The organism is Paraburkholderia sp. PREW-6R, assembly GCF_039621805.1.
Taxonomy (GTDB): domain Bacteria; phylum Pseudomonadota; class Gammaproteobacteria; order Burkholderiales; family Burkholderiaceae; genus Paraburkholderia.
Map to the genome: position 1 here is coordinate 675,101 of NZ_CP155074.1, position 17,564 is coordinate 692,664.

Annotated in this window: 19 protein-coding genes; 10 read left to right on the forward strand and 9 right to left on the reverse strand. The window is 63.3% G+C overall.

The features are described 5' to 3' along the window. Position 1 precedes the first annotated feature (1 nt). Positions 2–1,009 (reverse strand): LysR family transcriptional regulator, encoded by a 1,008-nt coding sequence (locus AAGS40_RS18330; protein WP_345816195.1) that lies wholly within the window; start codon positions 1,007–1,009, stop codon positions 2–4. 139 nt (positions 1,010–1,148) lie between these two features. On the opposite strand from AAGS40_RS18330, the gene rhaM reads away from it, so the two are divergent. From rhaM to rhaS, 6 genes are all read left to right on the forward strand, one after another. Then, on the forward strand, positions 1,149–1,490 hold the full coding sequence (gene rhaM, locus AAGS40_RS18335; protein WP_345816196.1) for an L-rhamnose mutarotase: 342 nt from the start codon (positions 1,149–1,151) through the stop codon (positions 1,488–1,490). 36 nt (positions 1,491–1,526) lie between these two features. Beyond that, positions 1,527–2,420: an amidohydrolase family protein gene (locus AAGS40_RS18340; RefSeq protein ID WP_345816197.1), complete on the forward strand. Its 894-nt coding sequence runs from the start codon at positions 1,527–1,529 to the stop codon at positions 2,418–2,420. A 37-nt stretch (positions 2,421–2,457) separates the two neighbouring features. After that, the gene (locus tag AAGS40_RS18345; RefSeq protein ID WP_345816198.1) at positions 2,458–4,023 is read left to right on the forward strand and encodes a sugar ABC transporter ATP-binding protein; all 1,566 of its coding nucleotides are present in this window, start codon (positions 2,458–2,460) and stop codon (positions 4,021–4,023) included. Continuing rightward, on the forward strand, positions 4,020–5,078 hold the full coding sequence (locus AAGS40_RS18350; protein WP_345816199.1) for an ABC transporter permease: 1,059 nt from the start codon (positions 4,020–4,022) through the stop codon (positions 5,076–5,078). Before AAGS40_RS18345 ends, AAGS40_RS18350 begins: the two co-directional genes overlap by 4 nt. Continuing rightward, positions 5,071–6,087 carry an ABC transporter permease gene (locus tag AAGS40_RS18355; RefSeq protein ID WP_345816200.1) on the forward strand — a complete coding sequence of 339 codons (1,017 nt, stop codon included), beginning with the start codon at positions 5,071–5,073 and terminating at the stop codon, positions 6,085–6,087. Before AAGS40_RS18350 ends, AAGS40_RS18355 begins: the two co-directional genes overlap by 8 nt. A gap of 89 nt (positions 6,088–6,176) precedes the next feature. Continuing rightward, positions 6,177–7,184 (forward strand): rhamnose ABC transporter substrate-binding protein, encoded by a 1,008-nt coding sequence (rhaS, locus tag AAGS40_RS18360; RefSeq protein ID WP_345816201.1) that lies wholly within the window; start codon positions 6,177–6,179, stop codon positions 7,182–7,184. 69 nt (positions 7,185–7,253) lie between these two features. Here the strand turns inward: rhaS and AAGS40_RS18365 are convergent, their stop codons facing one another. The 5 genes from AAGS40_RS18365 to AAGS40_RS18385 all read right to left on the reverse strand — a co-directional run bounded on the left by AAGS40_RS18365 (position 7,254) and on the right by AAGS40_RS18385 (position 11,083). Then, positions 7,254–8,405: a CmpA/NrtA family ABC transporter substrate-binding protein gene (locus tag AAGS40_RS18365; RefSeq protein ID WP_345816202.1), complete on the reverse strand. Its 1,152-nt coding sequence runs from the start codon at positions 8,403–8,405 to the stop codon at positions 7,254–7,256. 10 nt (positions 8,406–8,415) lie between these two features. Beyond that, positions 8,416–8,991, reverse strand: a complete 576-nt coding sequence (locus tag AAGS40_RS18370; RefSeq protein WP_345816203.1) for an ANTAR domain-containing protein — start codon at positions 8,989–8,991, stop codon at positions 8,416–8,418. 510 nt (positions 8,992–9,501) lie between these two features. Continuing rightward, complete coding sequence (gene infA, locus AAGS40_RS18375) at positions 9,502–9,774, reverse strand: translation initiation factor IF-1 (protein ID WP_042325066.1); 273 nt, start codon at positions 9,772–9,774, stop codon at positions 9,502–9,504. A 142-nt stretch (positions 9,775–9,916) separates the two neighbouring features. Continuing rightward, positions 9,917–10,198 carry a hypothetical protein gene (locus AAGS40_RS18380; protein WP_345816204.1) on the reverse strand — a complete coding sequence of 94 codons (282 nt, stop codon included), beginning with the start codon at positions 10,196–10,198 and terminating at the stop codon, positions 9,917–9,919. 666 nt (positions 10,199–10,864) lie between these two features. Next, positions 10,865–11,083: a hypothetical protein gene (locus AAGS40_RS18385; protein ID WP_345816205.1), complete on the reverse strand. Its 219-nt coding sequence runs from the start codon at positions 11,081–11,083 to the stop codon at positions 10,865–10,867. Positions 11,084–11,311: 228 nt separating this feature from the next. Here AAGS40_RS18385 and AAGS40_RS18390 point away from each other — a divergent pair, with 228 nt between their 5' ends. The 3 genes from AAGS40_RS18390 to AAGS40_RS18400 all read left to right on the forward strand — a co-directional run bounded on the left by AAGS40_RS18390 (position 11,312) and on the right by AAGS40_RS18400 (position 12,481). Then, complete coding sequence (locus AAGS40_RS18390; protein ID WP_345816206.1) at positions 11,312–11,956, forward strand: PAS domain-containing protein; 645 nt, start codon at positions 11,312–11,314, stop codon at positions 11,954–11,956. A gap of 39 nt (positions 11,957–11,995) precedes the next feature. Continuing rightward, positions 11,996–12,217, forward strand: coding sequence for a DUF1653 domain-containing protein (locus AAGS40_RS18395; protein WP_345816207.1), 222 nt, complete (start codon positions 11,996–11,998; stop codon positions 12,215–12,217). 69 nt (positions 12,218–12,286) lie between these two features. Next, positions 12,287–12,481 (forward strand): YqaE/Pmp3 family membrane protein, encoded by a 195-nt coding sequence (locus AAGS40_RS18400; RefSeq protein ID WP_345816208.1) that lies wholly within the window; start codon positions 12,287–12,289, stop codon positions 12,479–12,481. Positions 12,482–12,514: 33 nt separating this feature from the next. On the opposite strand, the gene AAGS40_RS18405 is transcribed toward AAGS40_RS18400, so the two are convergent. Continuing rightward, positions 12,515–12,823, reverse strand: a complete 309-nt coding sequence (locus tag AAGS40_RS18405; RefSeq protein WP_345816623.1) for a 2Fe-2S iron-sulfur cluster-binding protein — start codon at positions 12,821–12,823, stop codon at positions 12,515–12,517. A gap of 89 nt (positions 12,824–12,912) precedes the next feature. Then, the gene (locus AAGS40_RS18410; protein WP_345816624.1) at positions 12,913–14,988 is read right to left on the reverse strand and encodes a sigma-54-dependent Fis family transcriptional regulator; all 2,076 of its coding nucleotides are present in this window, start codon (positions 14,986–14,988) and stop codon (positions 12,913–12,915) included. 431 nt (positions 14,989–15,419) lie between these two features. Here AAGS40_RS18410 and AAGS40_RS18415 point away from each other — a divergent pair, with 431 nt between their 5' ends. Then, positions 15,420–15,710: a DUF1488 domain-containing protein gene (locus tag AAGS40_RS18415; protein ID WP_345816209.1), complete on the forward strand. Its 291-nt coding sequence runs from the start codon at positions 15,420–15,422 to the stop codon at positions 15,708–15,710. A gap of 86 nt (positions 15,711–15,796) precedes the next feature. Here AAGS40_RS18415 and AAGS40_RS18420 read toward each other — a convergent pair whose 3' ends face one another. Beyond that, a complete protein-coding gene (locus AAGS40_RS18420) occupies positions 15,797–17,098 on the reverse strand; it encodes an NCS2 family permease (protein ID WP_345816210.1) in 1,302 nt (433 codons plus the stop codon). Positions 17,099–17,564: the final 466 nt, after the last annotated feature.

Consider the following 17,564-nt stretch of genomic DNA (forward strand, 5'->3'; position numbering starts at 1 on the left):
TTCAATCCACGGGAGCGGACGCCACAACCGCCGGCGTGCTCGTGACAGCGGCGGCGCTGGTTTCGTCGCGGGTCAGTGTGCGCGAGAAACCGCGCAGCAGGTCGATGAAACGCAGCGCGGGTTCGGCGAGCGCTTCGCCTTTGCGCGTAAGAATCCCGAAACCCGCAAGGCTCTTGCCGATTTCGAGTGGCAATGCGACCAGCAGTTTGCCGCGCAGGTGATCACGTACCACCGACTCCGGCAGCATGGCCACCGCGTCGTAATTTTCAAGCAGTTGCAGCGTGGCGAAAATCGACGCGCATTCGGTGAGATTCACCGGCGTGGCCAGTCCCGCGCGCGCGAGTTCTTCTTCGAACAGCACGCGCGCCGGACTGGTGACGGGTTGCGCAACCCACGGCCAGTCCATCAGTTCGCGCAGCGTGATGCGTGTGCGCTGGGCAAGCGGATGCACGGCGCGCACCACCAGCAGCAGCGTCTCGCGGGCAAGCGGTTCGAAACTGAAGTCGTTGTGTTCGAGTGGACTCGTCAGTCGCCCGAGCGCGAGATCGACTTCGCGGCGATGCAGCAATTGCACGACCTGGTCGCTCGTCTCGCCGAGAATGCGCACGTTCAGCAGCGGACTTTCCGTCTTGAGCGCGGCAACCGACATCGCAAGCAGATCGGGCGCGGCGCCCATGATCGCGCCGACGGTCAGCTGTCCGTGTCCGCCACGGCGCTTGACGTCGAGGTCTTCGGAAAAGCGCGTGAGTTCGGCGAGCGCGCGGCGCGCGTAAGCCAGTGTGACGACGCCAAGCGGCGTAGGCGTCATCCCGCGCGCGTTGCGCTCGAACAGCAGAAAGCCGAACGCTTCCTCGATGTCGCCGAGCATGCGGCTCGCGCTTGGTTGCGCGACGTTGACGGCCTCGGCGGCCTGATGCAGATTGCGCGCGTCGTCGAGCGCGACGAGCAGCGCGAGGTGCTTGAACTTGAGCCGATTGACGAGTGCGACGGTTGCTGAGGGTTGGCTCATGGTTCCGGTGCGATTCGGTTTGTGGATCGCCCAATCCCAACAACGGATTGAGATGCTATCGACGCAGGAATTATAGTCGTATCAGACGCTTCTACGTTTCACAGGGAAAGCGCCCCGACACGACGGGAGACAGGCCGCTATGGAGACAATCGCTTTCCGGATGGTGCTCAACCCCGGCATGCGGGAGGAATACGAGCGACGTCACGCGCAGATCTGGCCAGAGCTGGTCGACGCGTTGCACAACGCCGGCGTGCGCGATTACCGCATATTCTTCGACGCGGACTCGCATCATCTTTTCGCCATCCTCACGCGCACGACCCATCATTCCATGGACGCGCTGCCGCATCTCGACGTGATGCGCAAATGGTGGGATTACATGGCCGACATCATGCACACGGCGCCCGATCATACGCCGCTTCAACAGGCGCTGGAGCCCGTGTTTCATCTGAATACCGTCAACCGGCCGGTTCACACGAACTGAGTACGGAGCGAACGTTCATCGAATGGAGAATGACGCATGCAGGTTGTCGATTCGCATATTCATCTGTGGGATCTGAACGCATTGCGTTACCCGTGGCTGGAGAATCCGGGCGTCTCGTTCGTGGGCGACGCCCGTGCGCTCAAGCACGATTATCTGCTCGAGGATCTGCTGGGCGAGGCCGGCGAGATCGAAGTGCTGAAAGTGGTGCACGTCGAGGCGAATCCCGATCCCGCGAATCCCGTTGCTGAAACGCGCTGGCTGCAGTCGGTGGCCGATAGCGCGCGCTCGCGCGGCATGCCCAATGCGTTTGTCGCCGCTGTAGATCTGTCGGCGCACAACGCTGCCGAACTGCTCGAAGCGCATGCGTCGTTTGCAAACACGCGCGGCGTCCGGCAGATCCTGAATGTGCACGACGACAAGCTTTACGACTACGTCGGCCGTCATTTCATGCGCGAGCCGCAATGGCGTGAACATTTCGGCTTGCTGCGAGCGCACGACCTGTCGTTCGATCTGCAAATCTATCCGTCGCAGATGGATGAGGCCGCGGCGTTGGCGCGAGCGCATGGCGACACGCAGTTGATCGTCAATCACGCCGGCATGTTCGTGGATCGCAGCAGCGTGGCCGGTTATCGTGCGTGGCGCGACGGCATGCGGGTGCTCGCGGGCTGCCCGAACGTCGCAGTGAAAATCAGTGGCTTTGCGATGTTCGATCACAAGTGGACGGTGGAAAGCCTGCGGCCGTACGTGCTCGAAACGATCGACACATTTGGTGTGGAGCGGGCGATGTTCGCGTCGAACTTTCCGGTCGACCGGCAGTTCAGTTCGTACACGGATTTGTGGCGCGCGTACGCGTCGATCGTGGACGGCGCGAGCGACACCGACAAGGACGCACTGTTTCGCCGCAATGCAGAACGTTTTTACCGCATCTGACGATGCGGGTTCGAACGCGAAAAGAAGGAGGCAGGTAGTGCAGTCAACCCCATCCGCTGTGCCGAGGCTCGAACTGCGGCATGCAAGCAAATCATTCGGCCGCGTGCGCGCTTTGTCCGATGGCGACCTTGCGCTCTGGCCGGGCGAAGTGCATGCGCTGCTCGGCGAAAACGGCGCGGGCAAATCGACGCTTGTGAAAATACTCGCCGGCGTGCATCAGCCCGATAGCGGCGAGCTTCTGGTGGACGGCGCGCCGCGCCGCTTTGCGACGCCCGCTGAAGCACGCGACGCGGGCCTCGCCGTGATCTATCAGGAGCCCACACTATTTTTCGATCTGTCGATCGCGGAAAATATCTTCATGGGCCGCCAGCCGGTCGACCGGATCGGGCGCATTCAATACGATGCGATGCGCCGTGAAGTGGACGGCCTGCTGGCGTCGCTGGGCGTGGATCTGCGTGCCGATCAACTGGTGCGCGGCCTGTCGATCGCGGACCAGCAGGTGATCGAAATTGCGAAAGCGTTGTCGCTCAATGCCAACGTGCTGATCATGGACGAGCCGACAGCAGCGCTCTCGCTGCCGGAAGTGGAGCGGCTCTTTGCGATCGTGCGCAAGCTGCGCGAGCGCGACGTGGCGATACTTTTCATCACGCACCGGCTCGATGAGGTGTTCACGCTCACGCAACGCGTCACGATCATGCGCGACGGCGCAAAAGTATTCGACGGCCTGACTGCCGACCTGACCACCGATGCGATCGTGGCAAAGATGGTCGGCCGCGACCTGGAAACGTTTTATCCCAAGGCGGAGTGCGTGCCGGGTGAAGTGCGTCTTTCCGTGCGCGGCCTGACGCGCACGGGCGTATTCAAGGACATTTCCTTCGACGTGCGCGCCGGCGAAATCGTTGCGCTCGCGGGTCTCGTGGGCGCGGGGCGCAGCGAAGTGGCGCGCGCAATTTTCGGCATCGATCCGCTCGACTCGGGTGAAATTCAGATTGCGGGCAAGCGCCTCCCGGCAGGCAGTGCCGCTGCGGCCGTGCGTGCCGGTCTCGCGCTGGTGCCGGAGGACCGTCGTCAGCAGGGACTCGCGCTGGAGTTGAGCATTGCCCGCAATGCGTCGATGACGGTGCTCGGCCGTCTCGTCAAACATGGCCTCATTTCCACGCGCAGCGAGACTCAACTCGCGAATCAGTGGGGCACGCGTCTGCGTCTGAAAGCGGCGGATCCGGCCGCGCCGGTCGGCACGCTGTCAGGCGGTAACCAGCAGAAAGTGGTGCTCGGCAAATGGCTCGCGACCGGCCCGAAAGTGCTGATCATCGACGAACCGACACGCGGCATCGACGTCGGCGCGAAAGCCGAGGTCTACAGCGCGCTCGCCGAACTCGTGCGGGACGGCATGGCCGTGCTGATGATTTCGAGCGAACTGCCCGAGGTACTCGGTATGGCGGACCGTGTGCTGGTGATGCACGAGGGTCGTATTAGCGCGGATATAGCGCGCGCCGATGCGAACGAGGAGCGCATCATGGGCGCCGCGCTCGGCCAGCCCGCAGGCCAACCTGTCGGCCAACCCGTCGGTCATCCGACTCCACCGTGGGGACACGCCGCATGATGCGCCAATCTTCCACTCATCCCGCACCGGTCCAGGCGCCGGTGCCCAGACGCGCCGCCGCTTCGCCCGGCGGCCTGATCGGCAGCGTGGCGAAGAGCCGCGAAATCACGCTGTTCGTCGTGCTGATCCTGCTGATCGTGGGCACGGGGCTCGCCAAGCCGCAGTTCCTGAACCTGCAGAATCTGCGTGACGTGCTTCTGAATGTATCGATCATCAGCTTGCTGACAGCCGGCATGACCGTGGTCATCCTGATGCGGCATATCGATCTTTCGGTGGGCTCGACCGTCGGCATCAGCGCGTATGCGGTCGGCAGTCTATACGTGGCGTTTCCGCACATGCCGGTGATCGTCGCGCTCGGCGCGGGCCTCGTGTTCGGGCTGGTCGCCGGCGGCATCAACGCGCTGCTCGTCGCGGTGGGACGCGTGCCGTCGCTGGTGGCCACGCTCTCCACGCTGTACATCTTTCGCGGAGCCGACTACGCATGGGTGCACGGTGGCCAGATCAACGCGACGAGTTTGCCCGACGCCTTTTCGCGGCTTGCGACCGGCACGCTGCTCGGCGTTCCGACGCTTGCATTGATTGCGATCGTCGTGCTGATCGGACTGGCCGTGTATCTGAAGCAGTTTCGTGCTGGGCGTGAGCACTACGCGATCGGCTCGAACCCGGAAGCGGCACGCCTTGCCGGCGTGAACGTGGAACGGCGCGTGATGTCGGGCTTCCTGCTGTCGGGCGCGATTGCCGGTTTCGCGGGCGCGTTGTGGCTCGCGCGCTTCGGTACGGTGGACGCGAGCACGGCGAAGGGCATCGAATTGCAGGTGGTGGCCGCGGCGGTGGTGGGCAGTGTCGCGATCACCGGCGGGGTGGGCACGATCCTCGGCGCGACGCTCGGCGCGCTCGTGCTCGGCGTCATCAGCATCGCGCTCGTCGTGCTGCACGTGTCGCCATTCTGGGAGCAGGCGATCGAAGGCGCGCTGATCGTCGCCGCGATTACCGCCGACACGTTGCTCGCCCGTTCCGTCGCCAAACGCATGATGAGGAAACGCGATCATGGCTAAACCCGATTCCGCGCTGATTACGCGCAAACGCGAAACACCGCTCCAGTGGGAAGTCCTGCTGTTGATCGTGCTGATTCTGTCGCTCGTGCTGGGCCGGGTGCTATCGCCCGTGTTTCTCACCGGCGCGAATGTGAGCAACATATTGGCCGACCTGACGGAGATCGCGTTGATGGCGTTGCCGATGACGCTCATCATCGTCGCCGCCGAAATCGATCTTTCGGTCGCGTCGGTGCTGGGTGCGTCCAGTGCGTTGATGGGCGTGCTCTGGCATATGGGTCTGCCGATGCCGGTCGTGATCGCACTCGTGCTGATTGCCGGCGCATTGGCGGGCCTGCTCAACGGCCTTGTGATCGTGAAGCTGAATCTGCCTTCATTGGCGGTGACGATCGGCACGCTCGCGCTCTTTCGCGGTCTGGCGTACGTGCTGCTCGGAGACCAGGCGGTCGCGGACTTTCCAGCTGCGTACACGGCTTTCGGCATGGACACGGTCGGCGCGACGTTCATTCCGCTGCCGTTCGCCATCGTCATCGTGAGCGCGGTTCTGTTCACGGTGTTGCTGCAGTCGACCGCATTTGGACGCAGCCTCTATGCAATCGGCGCGAATCCGACGGCGGCGGCGTTCTCCGGCATCGAGGTCGCGAAGATGCGCTTGCGCCTGTTCGTGCTGTCCGGCCTGATGAGCGCACTGGCGGGCGTCGTCTATACGCTGCGCTTCACCAGCGCGCGCGGCGACAACGGCGAAGGCTTCGAGCTGTCGGTCATCGCGGCGGTGCTGTTCGGCGGCGTGAGCATTTTTGGCGGACGCGGATCGATGGTTGGCGTACTGCTTTCGTTGCTCATCATCGGCGTGCTGAAAAACGCGCTGACGCTCGACGACGTATCGAGCGAAACGCTGACCATCGTCACCGGCTTGCTGCTGCTTGCGTCGGTTCTGATTCCCAATCTGGTTGCCCGGTGGCGCGCGGCGCGCGACCGGCGTTTCATCGCGAAGTCGGCTTCTTCCGTTTGATTGTCTGGCTGTATGTGTCTGCGAAGCGAAATACCAACGACTGATAACCTGGACCTCGTCACGTCCAACAACAAGGCAGGAGACACTTCATGTTCAAACCTCTTCGTCATACCGGCAAGGCTGCGCTCTGCGTGGCGCTGATCGCGCTCAGCTGCGCCGCGTCCGCGGCAGGCCTGAAAAGCGGGCTCAAAATCGCGTTCGTACCGAAACAGATCAACAATCCTTATGAAGTCACCGCCGACAACGGCGGTCTTGCGGCGATCAAGGAGTTCGGTGGCGTGGGCAAAGTGGTGGGACCGTCGGACGCGGGCGCGTCGTCGCAGGTGCAGTACATCAATACGCTGATCACGCAGCGTCAGGATGCGATCGTGATCGCCGCGAACGATGCGAACGCAGTGGTCCCCTATCTGAAGAAAGCGATGGCGCAAGGCATCAAGGTGGTGACGTTCGACTCGGACACCGCGCCTGACGGCCGCCAGTTGTTCGTCAACCAGGCGAATGCGGAAGGCATTGGCCGCAGCCAGATTCAACTCGTCGCGAAACTGATGGGCGGCGAGGGCGAGTTCGCGGTGCTGTCGGCCACGCCGAACGCGACCAATCAGAACACGTGGATCAAATGGATGCAGGAAGAGCTGAAGAAGCCCGAGTACTCGAAAATGAAGCTCGTGAAGATTGCCTACGGTAACGACGACGACCAGAAGTCGTTCGTCGAAACGCAGGGCTTGCTGCAGGCTTATCCGAATCTGAAGGCGATTGTGTCGCCGACCACGGTGGGCATTGCGGCGGCGGCGCGCTATATCTCGTCGTCGTCGAGCAAGGGCAAAGTGGCGGTCACCGGGTTGGGCACGCCGAACCAGATGCGCGCGTTCGTGAAGAACGGCACGGTCAAGGCGTTCCAGTTGTGGGACCCGAGCCAGCTCGGCTATCTGGCGGCTTATGCGGCGGCGGCTCTGTCGTCGGGCACCATCACGGGTAAGGAAGGCGAATCGTTCGACGCCGGCAAGCTCGGCAAGCGCACCATCGGCCCGCAAGGCGAAATTATTCTCGGACCGCCGACCACGTTCGATGCGAGCAATATCGACAACTTCAATTTCTGACGGATCAGGACGCGCCGCGCTGCGAGGCTCGCCACGGGCGGCACATCTCGCGGCGCGCCGTGCTGTCCATCATCCGCGCATCGCAAAACTTTGCGCGTAGCCCGCTGGCGATGTATTGCCGTCCCACACTTTCCCGTCGATCAACACCTGCCCCGCGCGCGCCTCTCGCGCGGGCACGTTCACACTGGCCGCTGCTTCGCGATACAACGCCGTCTGATTGATGCTCGCCGCAATGTCCGCATAGTCGGTGCGCGCGTCGATCATGCCCCAGCGTTCGAATTGCGTGAGAAACCATGCGCCCTCGAACGGACTCGGAAAGTTGACCGCACCGTTATCGAAAAAACGCACCGGCAGTCCGCGCGGCATAGTGGGTGCGCCGCTTTGCGCGAGGCGCGCGGCGATCAGCGTTTCGTCGATGCCGATGTACTCCGGGCGCGCCAGCCAGTGAGCGATCTCGTCGCGATGCCCCGCGCCGTCGAGCCAGCGGCACGCTTCGATCATCGTTTGCACGAGCGCACGCGCCGCATGAGGGTTGGCGCTGACGAAATCGCGCCGGCATGCGAGCACTTTTTCCGGATGGTCGGGCCACACATCGCTCGTATAAGCCGCCGTTCGGCCGACCTTTTGCGCTTCCGCCAGCGCGTTCCACGGCTCGCCCACGCACAGGCCGTCGAGTTTGTCGTCGGCAAGCGCGGCGACCATTTGCGGCGGCGGAATCACCACGCTGTCGATGTCGCGCAACGGATGCACGCCTTGCGACGCGAGCCAGTAATACAGCCACATTGCGTGGGTGCCGGTCGGGAAGGTTTGTGCGAACACCGGTTTGCGGCCGAGCGTGGCAAGCGCTTCGGGCAACGTGCGGTGCCTGTCGAGCGCGTCGGCGAGACGGTTCGACAACGTGATCGCCTGGCCGTTGCGATTAAGCACCATCAGCACGGCCATATCCGTTTGCGGACCGCCAAGACCCAACTGCACGCCGTAGACGAGACCGTAGAGCGCATGCGCGGCGTCGAGGTCGCCCGCCAGCAGTTTGTCGCGCACGGCGGCCCATGACGGTTGCCGGCACAACTCGAGCGTCAGCCCATGGGCGTGACCGAACTCGAGCAGCTTCGCGGCGACGAGCGGTGCGGCGTCGGAGAGGGCGACAAAACCGAGCCGCAAGTGAGTCTTCTCGAGCGGCCCGGCGGTCAACGGTGAACGGGAGGAAGTGGAAACGGTCATGGGCAGCGCTTCATTTGAGCGAGTCAGCCGACGCGACGACGGCGCGGGCGACTTCGGCGAGTTTGACGCCCTGATTCATTGCGCGCTTGCGCAGGCTCGCGTAGGCGGCATGTTCGGTGATCTTCTGCTGATCCATCAGCAGGCGTTTCGCGCGGTCGATCAGCTTGCGCTCGGCAAGTTCCTTTTCCACCTGGGCGAGCCGTTCGCGCAATTGCGACTCCTGCGCGAAACGCGCGAGCGCGACTTCGAGAATCGGTGCGAGCCGTTCGGTTGCAAGACCTTCGACGAGATAGGCGGTGACGCCCGCGCTGACCGCGTCGCGAATCAGTTGCTGGTTGGCGTCGTGACTGAACATGAGCACTGGACGCGGCGCGGTGGCGTTCATCACCGCGAGCTGTTCAAGCGTGTCGCGCGACGGCGACTCCGTGTCGATGATGATCACGTCGGGCCGCTCGCTTTGCACGACGCGATGCAGCGCCTGCGGTGTCGCTGTGCCGGCCAGCATCTCGTAGCCGAGCTGGGCCAGCGCGTCGCGCAGATCGCCAATTGGCTTATCGGTGTCGGTGACCAGAAGGACGCGCAGCATGAAGTGACAGAGTGTGATCGGCGGCAGCGGTCGATTAAAGCAACGGCTATGCCAGCGGCGTGACAGGCATCAGGTCGACTGGACACCCGCTCGGGAGCGGCGCGGGAACGCCGGGCACTCCGCACGGTGCACTTGCGCGGGGCATACGGCGCGAATGCACCGAACGGGCGCACGATCGGCGTGCGCATGTCTATCAGGGCTGGAGTTACAGGGGGTGGAGCAGGTGCGCAAACGCGCCTCGGGCGACGACCCGGCGCAGTCTCTGGCGTGTTGGGAAAAGGCGGTACGGGCAACGAACGAGCCCGCAAGAGAGGTGTGCTACGAAGCTGGAACGACGAACCACCAGTACGGTTGATGCGACGCCGCTGCGCGCCGCTCAGGTCGAAAGATAAATCGTCGAACCGGAGAGGGCGCGCGAAAGGCTTCGCTAACAGCTCAGGTGAAACTCAACTGTGAATGCGCACGCAGCCTCAGGGGAGCAGACCGTGCGAGGCAGACGCGCTGCGCGCCTTAGCGGCGACGGAATTGCGTGTTGCGAGCACCGCCGCCACCGCTGGCGCGCTCGTCTTTGTGACGGAAATTGATGCGGCCCTTGGTCAGATCGTAGACCGACAGTTCCAGCGTCACGCGGTCGCCCGCGAGGATACGGATGTGATTCTTGCGCATGCGTCCGGACGCGTAAGCGCCAACCACGACGCCGTTGTCGAGCGTCACGCGGTAACGGCTATCCGGAAGTACTTCGTCGACGATACCGTCAAGTTCAAGCAGTTCTTCTTTCGCCATGCATAACTCCTGGTCGATGGGGATAAGGGGTGTTGGTCGCCCATGCCGGGCAGCACAACATCTAGATGGGGTCAAACGCGGCTTTTTCGAGCCCGCGGTCCTGCGGCGCCGGCGGATGGATTCGCCGTCATGCCGCTCAATGTCAAAGATCGGCGACCGACTGGCCGTCTACCTGACCGTCGATCAGTTGCTCGGCGTGAGCCATGCACGCAATGCGCGCCTTGCCCGTGCCGTCGAACGGAAACAGATACTGCAGCCGGAACACCCGGCCTTCCGACGCCGGATTGGCGCCTACACGGCAGATGCGCACCGACGCGTCATAACCGGCGTCAGGATTGCGGCGCGCCTGCGCGTCCGTAGGACGGCGCGGATAGACGAGCGGGTGAATCTCATAACCTTTGTACGTCTTGACAACTGAATTCATGAAGCTCATGTCCTGTATTACGTGGCCGCCGTGTCACGCGTGTTACGCGCGGCAAGACAGGCCGGGCTGCGCAGCACCTTGGGGCGCGCCGCCATGGAAAGAGGTTGGCACAGGCCCGATGGCAAGGGCTTGAGCGCGGCCGCGCTAAGTCGCGGGTTCGATGGAGAAGAAACACGCCGATGTCGCGCGGACACCGGGCGCATAAACCTGACTGGGAGCTGAACAACTCAGCTGCACAACTCGCGACGGCGAATGCATGCGGCGCATTGCCGGAGTGACGGGAGCGCCGACGGGCGGCGATCGAACAGTCGGGGGTAGTGCGGAGAAGCCGTTTGAAACTGCCTGCCGTTGCCTGAATCTGCGCAGAACGCTCGCGAACACGGCAGAAACTGCGAAAGCGGAATACAGCTATTCCAATATGATGCACTAAATGGGGCTAATTGGATAGCGAAAAGTTCCGCGCACAGCCAAACTGCCCGCCTGGCGGGACATTCAGCGTCTGGGCGCGTTTTCTCGGTGATGAACGTTCCGCCTGAGCGGACCGGCCGGCTGGCGAGCGCGCCGCGCGCCGCGCGCTTGCGTTCGGAAGCGGCTGATCGTGATGACCCGTCAGTGCGGCGTTGGCATCGGCATCGGCATTGAGGCGAGCGAAGAGCCGGCGGCGGGTCAGCGGGACGTTTCGGCGACGCGTTTCTGCAATTCGCGCGACGCAGCGAGCGGAATGCGCGCGTCGTCCCAGCCGGACAGCCATTCGACTTCCTTCGACGTAAAAATCTGTCCGTGATTGCGCAGCGCGTACTGCAACGAATCGATGATGTGGTTCTTGATGATTTCCGGCGTGCCGTCGTCGTCGAGCACGGCGCGAAACGCTTCGAGCGTGGCCATCTGCTGCTCCGTCAAATTGATTGCTCTGTTATCGCACGAAAAAAAACCGCTCGCCACGAGACAAAAATCGGGGGCACTCGTACGTGCGCATGGGCGGGCAGCGGATTTTCGTTCCCCATCCGCGCGACGGTCGCCGTGGCCGGACGAGGTGGCTACAATGGCGAGTTGCCGCGGGCGGCCGGCGGGCTTGATGCCGCACGCTGCCTCCCTGGACTATCGCGACTGTCAATGCGCAACCCGAACGTGACTTCTGTTAAAGACCTGTTGCTGGCCCGCTACGCGCCCATCGCCGACGGCATCGCCGCGCTCTTCTATCCGTGCGCGGAGGTGGTGATCCACGATTTGCGCGACCAGACCATCGCATACCTGGTCAACAATCTGTCGAAGCTCGAAGTGGGCGGCCCGTCCGTGCTCGACGAGGTGCACTATGCGGCACGCGGCCAGACGATCGGCCCTTACGAGAAGCTCAACTGGGACGGCCGGCGCATGCGCTGCGTGAGCAACATTCTGTTCGACGACGACGGCAAACCCGCCGGCATGCTGTGCATCAACTTCAACATCGCAGTGTTCGAAGACGTGCGCTCGACACTCGATCTGTTCATCAAGGGTGGCACGCTGACCGACGCGCCTGCGGAGGAACTCTTTCGCGACGACTGGCAGGACCGCATTAACACCTATCTGCACACGTGGTTGCGTGAACGGCAGATCGGCATCAATGCGCTGACGCGCGAGCACAAGCGCGAGATCGTCGAAGCGCTTCACGCACAAGGCGCATTTCGCGGACGCAGTTCCGCGAACTACGTTGCCGCCGTGCTGACCATGGGCCGCGCCACGGTCTACAAAATCCTCAAGCAGATGAAAGAGGGCGCTTGACGTGAACACGCGGTGCTGCTCAATAGATAGGAGTTTCAGATGACACAAGCATCGCAGGCAGCGCAGCCAGTGCGCTATCGGCACTACAAGGGCGGCCTGTACGAACTGGTGTGCGAGGCTACGCTCGAGTCCGATCCGACGATCACGATGATCGTCTACAAGGCGAGCAATGGTACGATCTGGACACGTCCGGCGTCGGTCTTTTTCGAGTGGATCGAGCATAACGGTGCGAGGATCCAGCGCTTTGCGCGGATCGATTGAGCACCTCCAGCGCGGTAGGTGCCGTCACCGCGTAGTCGTACTCACTATTATGAAAACAGGAAAATCTGAATGCGTTTATTGCTTGCCATTATCTTGCCGTGGTTCCAGTTCTTCACAATCGGGCGACCGTTTGCCGGAATCATCTGCCTGATCTTGCAGATCACGCTGATCGGCTGGATTCCCGCTGCGATCTGGTCGGTGTACGCGCTAAGCCAGTACAACACGGACAAAAAGATTTCCCGCGCGATGGGAAGCGGGCGGTAAGCGCGGATTTCCGCTTAGCCTCGATCGCAGCCGTCAGCGCGGCGGCACTGCCACTGCATCCGGCGCTTCGATCACCACGTCGGTTTCCGCGACCGCCACGCACGGCAGGATGAAACCTTCCGCTTTTTCTTCCCGGCTCAGGCCCGGCCATTCGATCGTGTAGCGCACGCGCCCTTTGGTCATTCTGCACAGACAGGTGCGGCACGTGCCGTTGCGGCAGGAGCGCGGCAAGCGCACGTCCGCAAAGCCGGCGGCTTCGAGAATAGTGAGCGAGTCCGGCGCTTCGAAGCTCTTGCCAAGCGGCTCGACGCGCACGTGTGGCGGGCGGGTGGGATCAGACATCATGTGGAGGCGATGAAGTGCACCGTAGCGGATTGCGCCACACTTTACACGCTGATGCTGGCATCCAGGCCGGGCAGCGCCGATGCACTTCAATGCGTCGTGCCGCGCCGCAGATATTTGTACACCGTATTGCGCGCGAGCCCCAGTTCACGCGCCGCCGCGGACACGTTGCCGCCCAGTCGTGCGAGCGTTTGTGCGATCAGCGTGGCCTGCCAGTCTTCCATTCGTCCTGTCGATGCAGGCCGGGAGACTCGGGCGTCGCAATCAGCGTGAGCGCGATCGAAAGCGGCGTCGACGTGCCGTAGCGCGGCGCCAGCCTGCGGCGCGTCTCGCGCGGCCGCCTCCGGCACGCAATCCTGCAAAAAGTCGTCCGGCAGATCTTCGAGCTCGATCTGCTCGGTGCCTTCCGCCATGATGCTCGCGGTGCGCAGCACGTTCGCCAGTTGACGCAGATTGCCCGGCCAGCGGCATTGCGCGAAGCGCGCGAGCACTTCCTCGGACACGCGACGCGGCAAGCTTTCGCTTTCCGGTTGCAACGCCAGCATGCGCGTGACGAGTGTGGCCAGGTCGCTCCTTTCGCGCAGCGGCGGCAACGTCAGAACCAGCCCGTTGATTCGGTAATACAGATCTTCGCGGAAGCTGCCCGCTTCGATCATCGCGCGCAGATTGCGGTGCGTTGCGCAGATGATCCGCAGATCGACCGGAATCGCTCGTGTGCCGCCGAGCGGTACCACGGTGCGCTCCTGCAGCACGCGCATCAGCCGCACCTGCTGCGCGAGCGGCATATCGCCAATTTCGTCGAGGAACAACGTGCCGCCGTCCGCCTGCACGATCTTGCCGACGCTGCCGCGTTTCTTCGCGCCGGTGAACGCGCCGTCCTCGTAGCCAAACAGCTCGGCTTCGATCAGCGTGTCCGGCAGCGACGCGCAATTCAGCGCAACGAACGGTGCCCCGCGTCGCGGTGAATCATGGTGGATCGCGCGCGCGAGCCACTCCTTGCCGGTGCCCGTCTTGCCCAGCACGAGAATCGGAATGTCGCGGCCACGCAGCTTTGCGACGCGGTGCAGAAGTGCGGCCACCTGCGCGTCGCCGGTGTCGAGCGTGTCGAGCGTCGCAACGGGCGCAGCCGGCGCGTGTGTCGCCGGATCAGCGTGTCGCGCTGCTTCGGGTGATGACGCGTAGGGCGAACAAGGTGCCCGCTGATAGACCGACCGATGCGCGCCGCGCGCGTAGTCGACCTCATTCGCGCGTGCCGCGCTCGTGACACTTTCCGCGGGCGCGACGAACCGCGGCGTCGAGTAGTCGGCTCGCGCGACGACACGCACGCCGCTTGGCAACGTCAACAGAATGTTTTCGCCGGGCGCGCGCGCGATTTGCCGCAGCAGTCGGGCGAACGCGCTGCCGAACAGCCCGTCGAACGGTTGCTTCTGCAATTCGTCGAGCGGCCGGCCGAACTGGAACAACGCGCTGCGATTCGCGGACAGCAGGCCGCCGTCCGGTGCGAACGCGGCCAGGCCTTCGAACAGCGTGCCAATGAATTCCGCGCGCGCATGAAAATGAACGCGCACGGCATCGGCGAACTGGTTTGAAAACAGATGGTTTTCGATCATCTGCGCCGACATTCTGACGAGCGCGAGCGTGTGCTTATGAAAGCCGCGCGTGTCGCCGCTCACATCGAGCGCGCCGATCGTGCGCCCGAACGCGTCCGCAATCGGCGCGCACGAACAGGTAAGAATGCGATTGGCATGCAGGAAGTGTTCGCCGGCATGCACAACGGTTGGCTGGCCGTCCACCAGTGCGGTGCCGATGGCGTTCGTGCCGCGATCGGCTTCTGCCCACGACACGCCCGGACACAATGCCACCCGTTTTGCCTTTTCGACGAAGTCACTGTCGCCGAGGCTGTGCAGAATCACGCCGCGGTAGTCGGTGAGCAGCACCATGCTTTGCGTATCGACGATCTGCGCATGCAGCGTTTCCATCACGGGCAGCGCATGCAGGTAGAGCGACTGATTGCGATCGACCAGTTCGCGCAGTGCGGGCTGGCCCAGCGGCTGAAAATCCGGCGCCTCGCACGCTCGCAATCCAGTCCGAAGCGAGCGGGCATGAGCTTGCGCGATGACTTCAGGCCGGCCGATCACGGGCGGCGTGGCGGAACGTTGGGTCAAGGCATGTCTCCGATGGTCGGACGCAGCGGGTGCGTTGCCCGCCTGGGATGCCGCAGCGCAACATGCAAGCGTGTGGCTCAATCCCGATCTTACAGGAGCGAACGGGTGCTGCACGACAGGGAAAAAACGGAGTCAGCCGGTCATTTGCGCACCGCGACGTGGCACGCGCAGCACCAGAAGCAGGCGCATCGTCGGCCCTCACAGACGGAAACGCAGCAAACAGGAAGAAAACTTGCGCCGTCGCCGAACTCGTCTAAAGTGATCAAATCACCTCCGCGGCGCGCGAACTCATCGAGCATGCACGCGGAGTGATCAGCCCGCGTCATCGGCATACAAGGAGGAGGCTCAAGCTGCTAACGCGACCAGGTGCAACCGGCGTGCGCATCAACCGTCATGAACATGCGCGGCCTCCAACTTCCAGGTGGACTCCCATGCAGATCCTTTTCCCGAACGAAACCCCTGAATATTCAGGTCGCGAACTCACCCTGGCGTTTCCGGCGCTGGTCGATGGGCAAAGGGTGGAATGCATGATCACGGCGGAAGCGCTGGAGGACCACTACGGCGCGGCATCGCCAAGACTCGAAGACATGGTCGGTGCGTTCGATACGCACCGCGCGCGCATTGAGGCGGCCACGCGACGCCTGATTTCGGAAACGCGCGCGCAGTGCCTCGTATTGAGAAGCGGCTATGTGCGCTTCTACGAGGCGAACTGGCGCAACTGACGGCTCGGACCATCCACTTCGGATGGCTTTAACGGCGCGTTGCAACCCTGCGCCGTTGGCCTGCCATGCCCGCTCCCCGCGTGACGTCATTCGCTGCCGAGATAGAAATAACGGAACAGAAAAATCGCGGCAATGATCCACACGACGAGTTTCACTTTGCGCGCCTGGCCCGTCAGCAGCTTCAAACCGGCGTACGAGATGAAGCCGAACGCGACACCATTGGCGATCGAGTAGGTGAACGGCATCAGCAAGGCGGTAAGTGCCGCGGGCACGACTTCTGTTGCGTCGTCCCACGGCAGGTCGAGCATCTCGCGCAGCATCAGGCACGACACGTACAGCAGCGCGGGCGCCGTCGCATAGCCCGGCACCACGCCCGCGAGCGGCGCGAAGAACAGCGCCGCGAGGAACAGCACGGCCACCGTCAACGCGGTGACGCCGGTGCGGCCGCCGGCCTGCACGCCCGATGCGCTTTCAATATAGGCGGTGGTCGACGAGGTGCCGAGCATCGAGCCTGCCAGAATGGCGGTGCTATCCGCGAGCAGTGCGCGGTTCAGGCGGTGCATCTTGCCTTCGACCAGCAGTCCCGCGCGATTGGCGACGCCCATCAGCGTGCCGGTCGCGTCGAACAGTTCGACGAGGAAAAACACGAGGATCACGTTCAGCACGCCGCTCGACAGCGCGCCGCGAATGTCGAGTTGAAAGAGCGTCGGCGCAATGGATGGCGGCGCGGACACGACGCCGTGAAACTGGTTGCCGCCAAAGAAAAAGCTCAGCACGGTGACGCCGACGATCCCGATCAGGATCGCGCCGCGCACTCGCAGATGATCCAGCGTGACGATCGCGAAAAAGCCGATCACCGCAAGGATCACGTGCGGGCTGTGCAAATCGCCCAGCGTGACGAGCGTTGCCGGATTGCCGACCACGACACCCGCCGTCTTGAGCGAGATGATCGCGAGAAAAAGGCCGATACCGCCGGTGATCGCAATGCGGATCGAATGCGGAATGCCGTTGACGATCACCTCGCGCACACGGAACAGCGTGACGATCAGGAACAGGCAGCCGGAGATGAACACCGCGCCGAGCGCGGCCTGCCACGTAAAGCCCATGCCCTTCACCACGGTGTACGCGAAGTATGCGTTCAGCCCCATGCCGGGCGCGAGCGCGATCGGGTAGTTCGCATACAGACCCATGATCAGCGAAGCCAGCGCGGCCACGAGGCAGGTCGCGACGAATACCGCTTCCTTCGGCATGCCGGCGTCGCCGAGGATCGCCGGGTTGACGAAGATGATGTAAGCCATCGTCAGAAAAGTGGTGACGCCGGCGAGGACTTCGGTGCGGAAGTTGGTACCGGCGGCTTCAAAACCGAAGTAGCGTTTAATGGAGTCCATGAGGCGGGTCTCTCGTCGATCAGATACGTGTGTTGTGATGAGGTGTTGACGTAGCGAATGAGCGGGCGAGGCGCCGTTGAACGCCGTACCCGTGCGCTGCGCGAGCGCGCCACGGGCGGATTGTAATTGTGATTGATGCCCAGACGGGGAATTGGCACGATGAATAGGTCGCTTCGACGTGCATCCCGTTCCGGATCGGCCGGTGACTGTGGCGTACGCGCATCAGCCTGCGGCGGCCACTGCTGCGCGAGCAGCCGGCCGGCGGCCGGGCTCGGCGAGCGACAGTCTTGCTATTGCACCGACTGAACGCAGCAACGCCGGTGATAACGACGCCGTTGCCGCACAAAGCGAAAGCGCGAAAACGCAAAAACGCGAAAAAACCGCAGCGTCACACGCGCTCGCCGGCGACCGTTGCAATCGCGGGCGAGTCCAGCAGATGCGTCGAGAAGGCGAGGAAAGCTAAGGC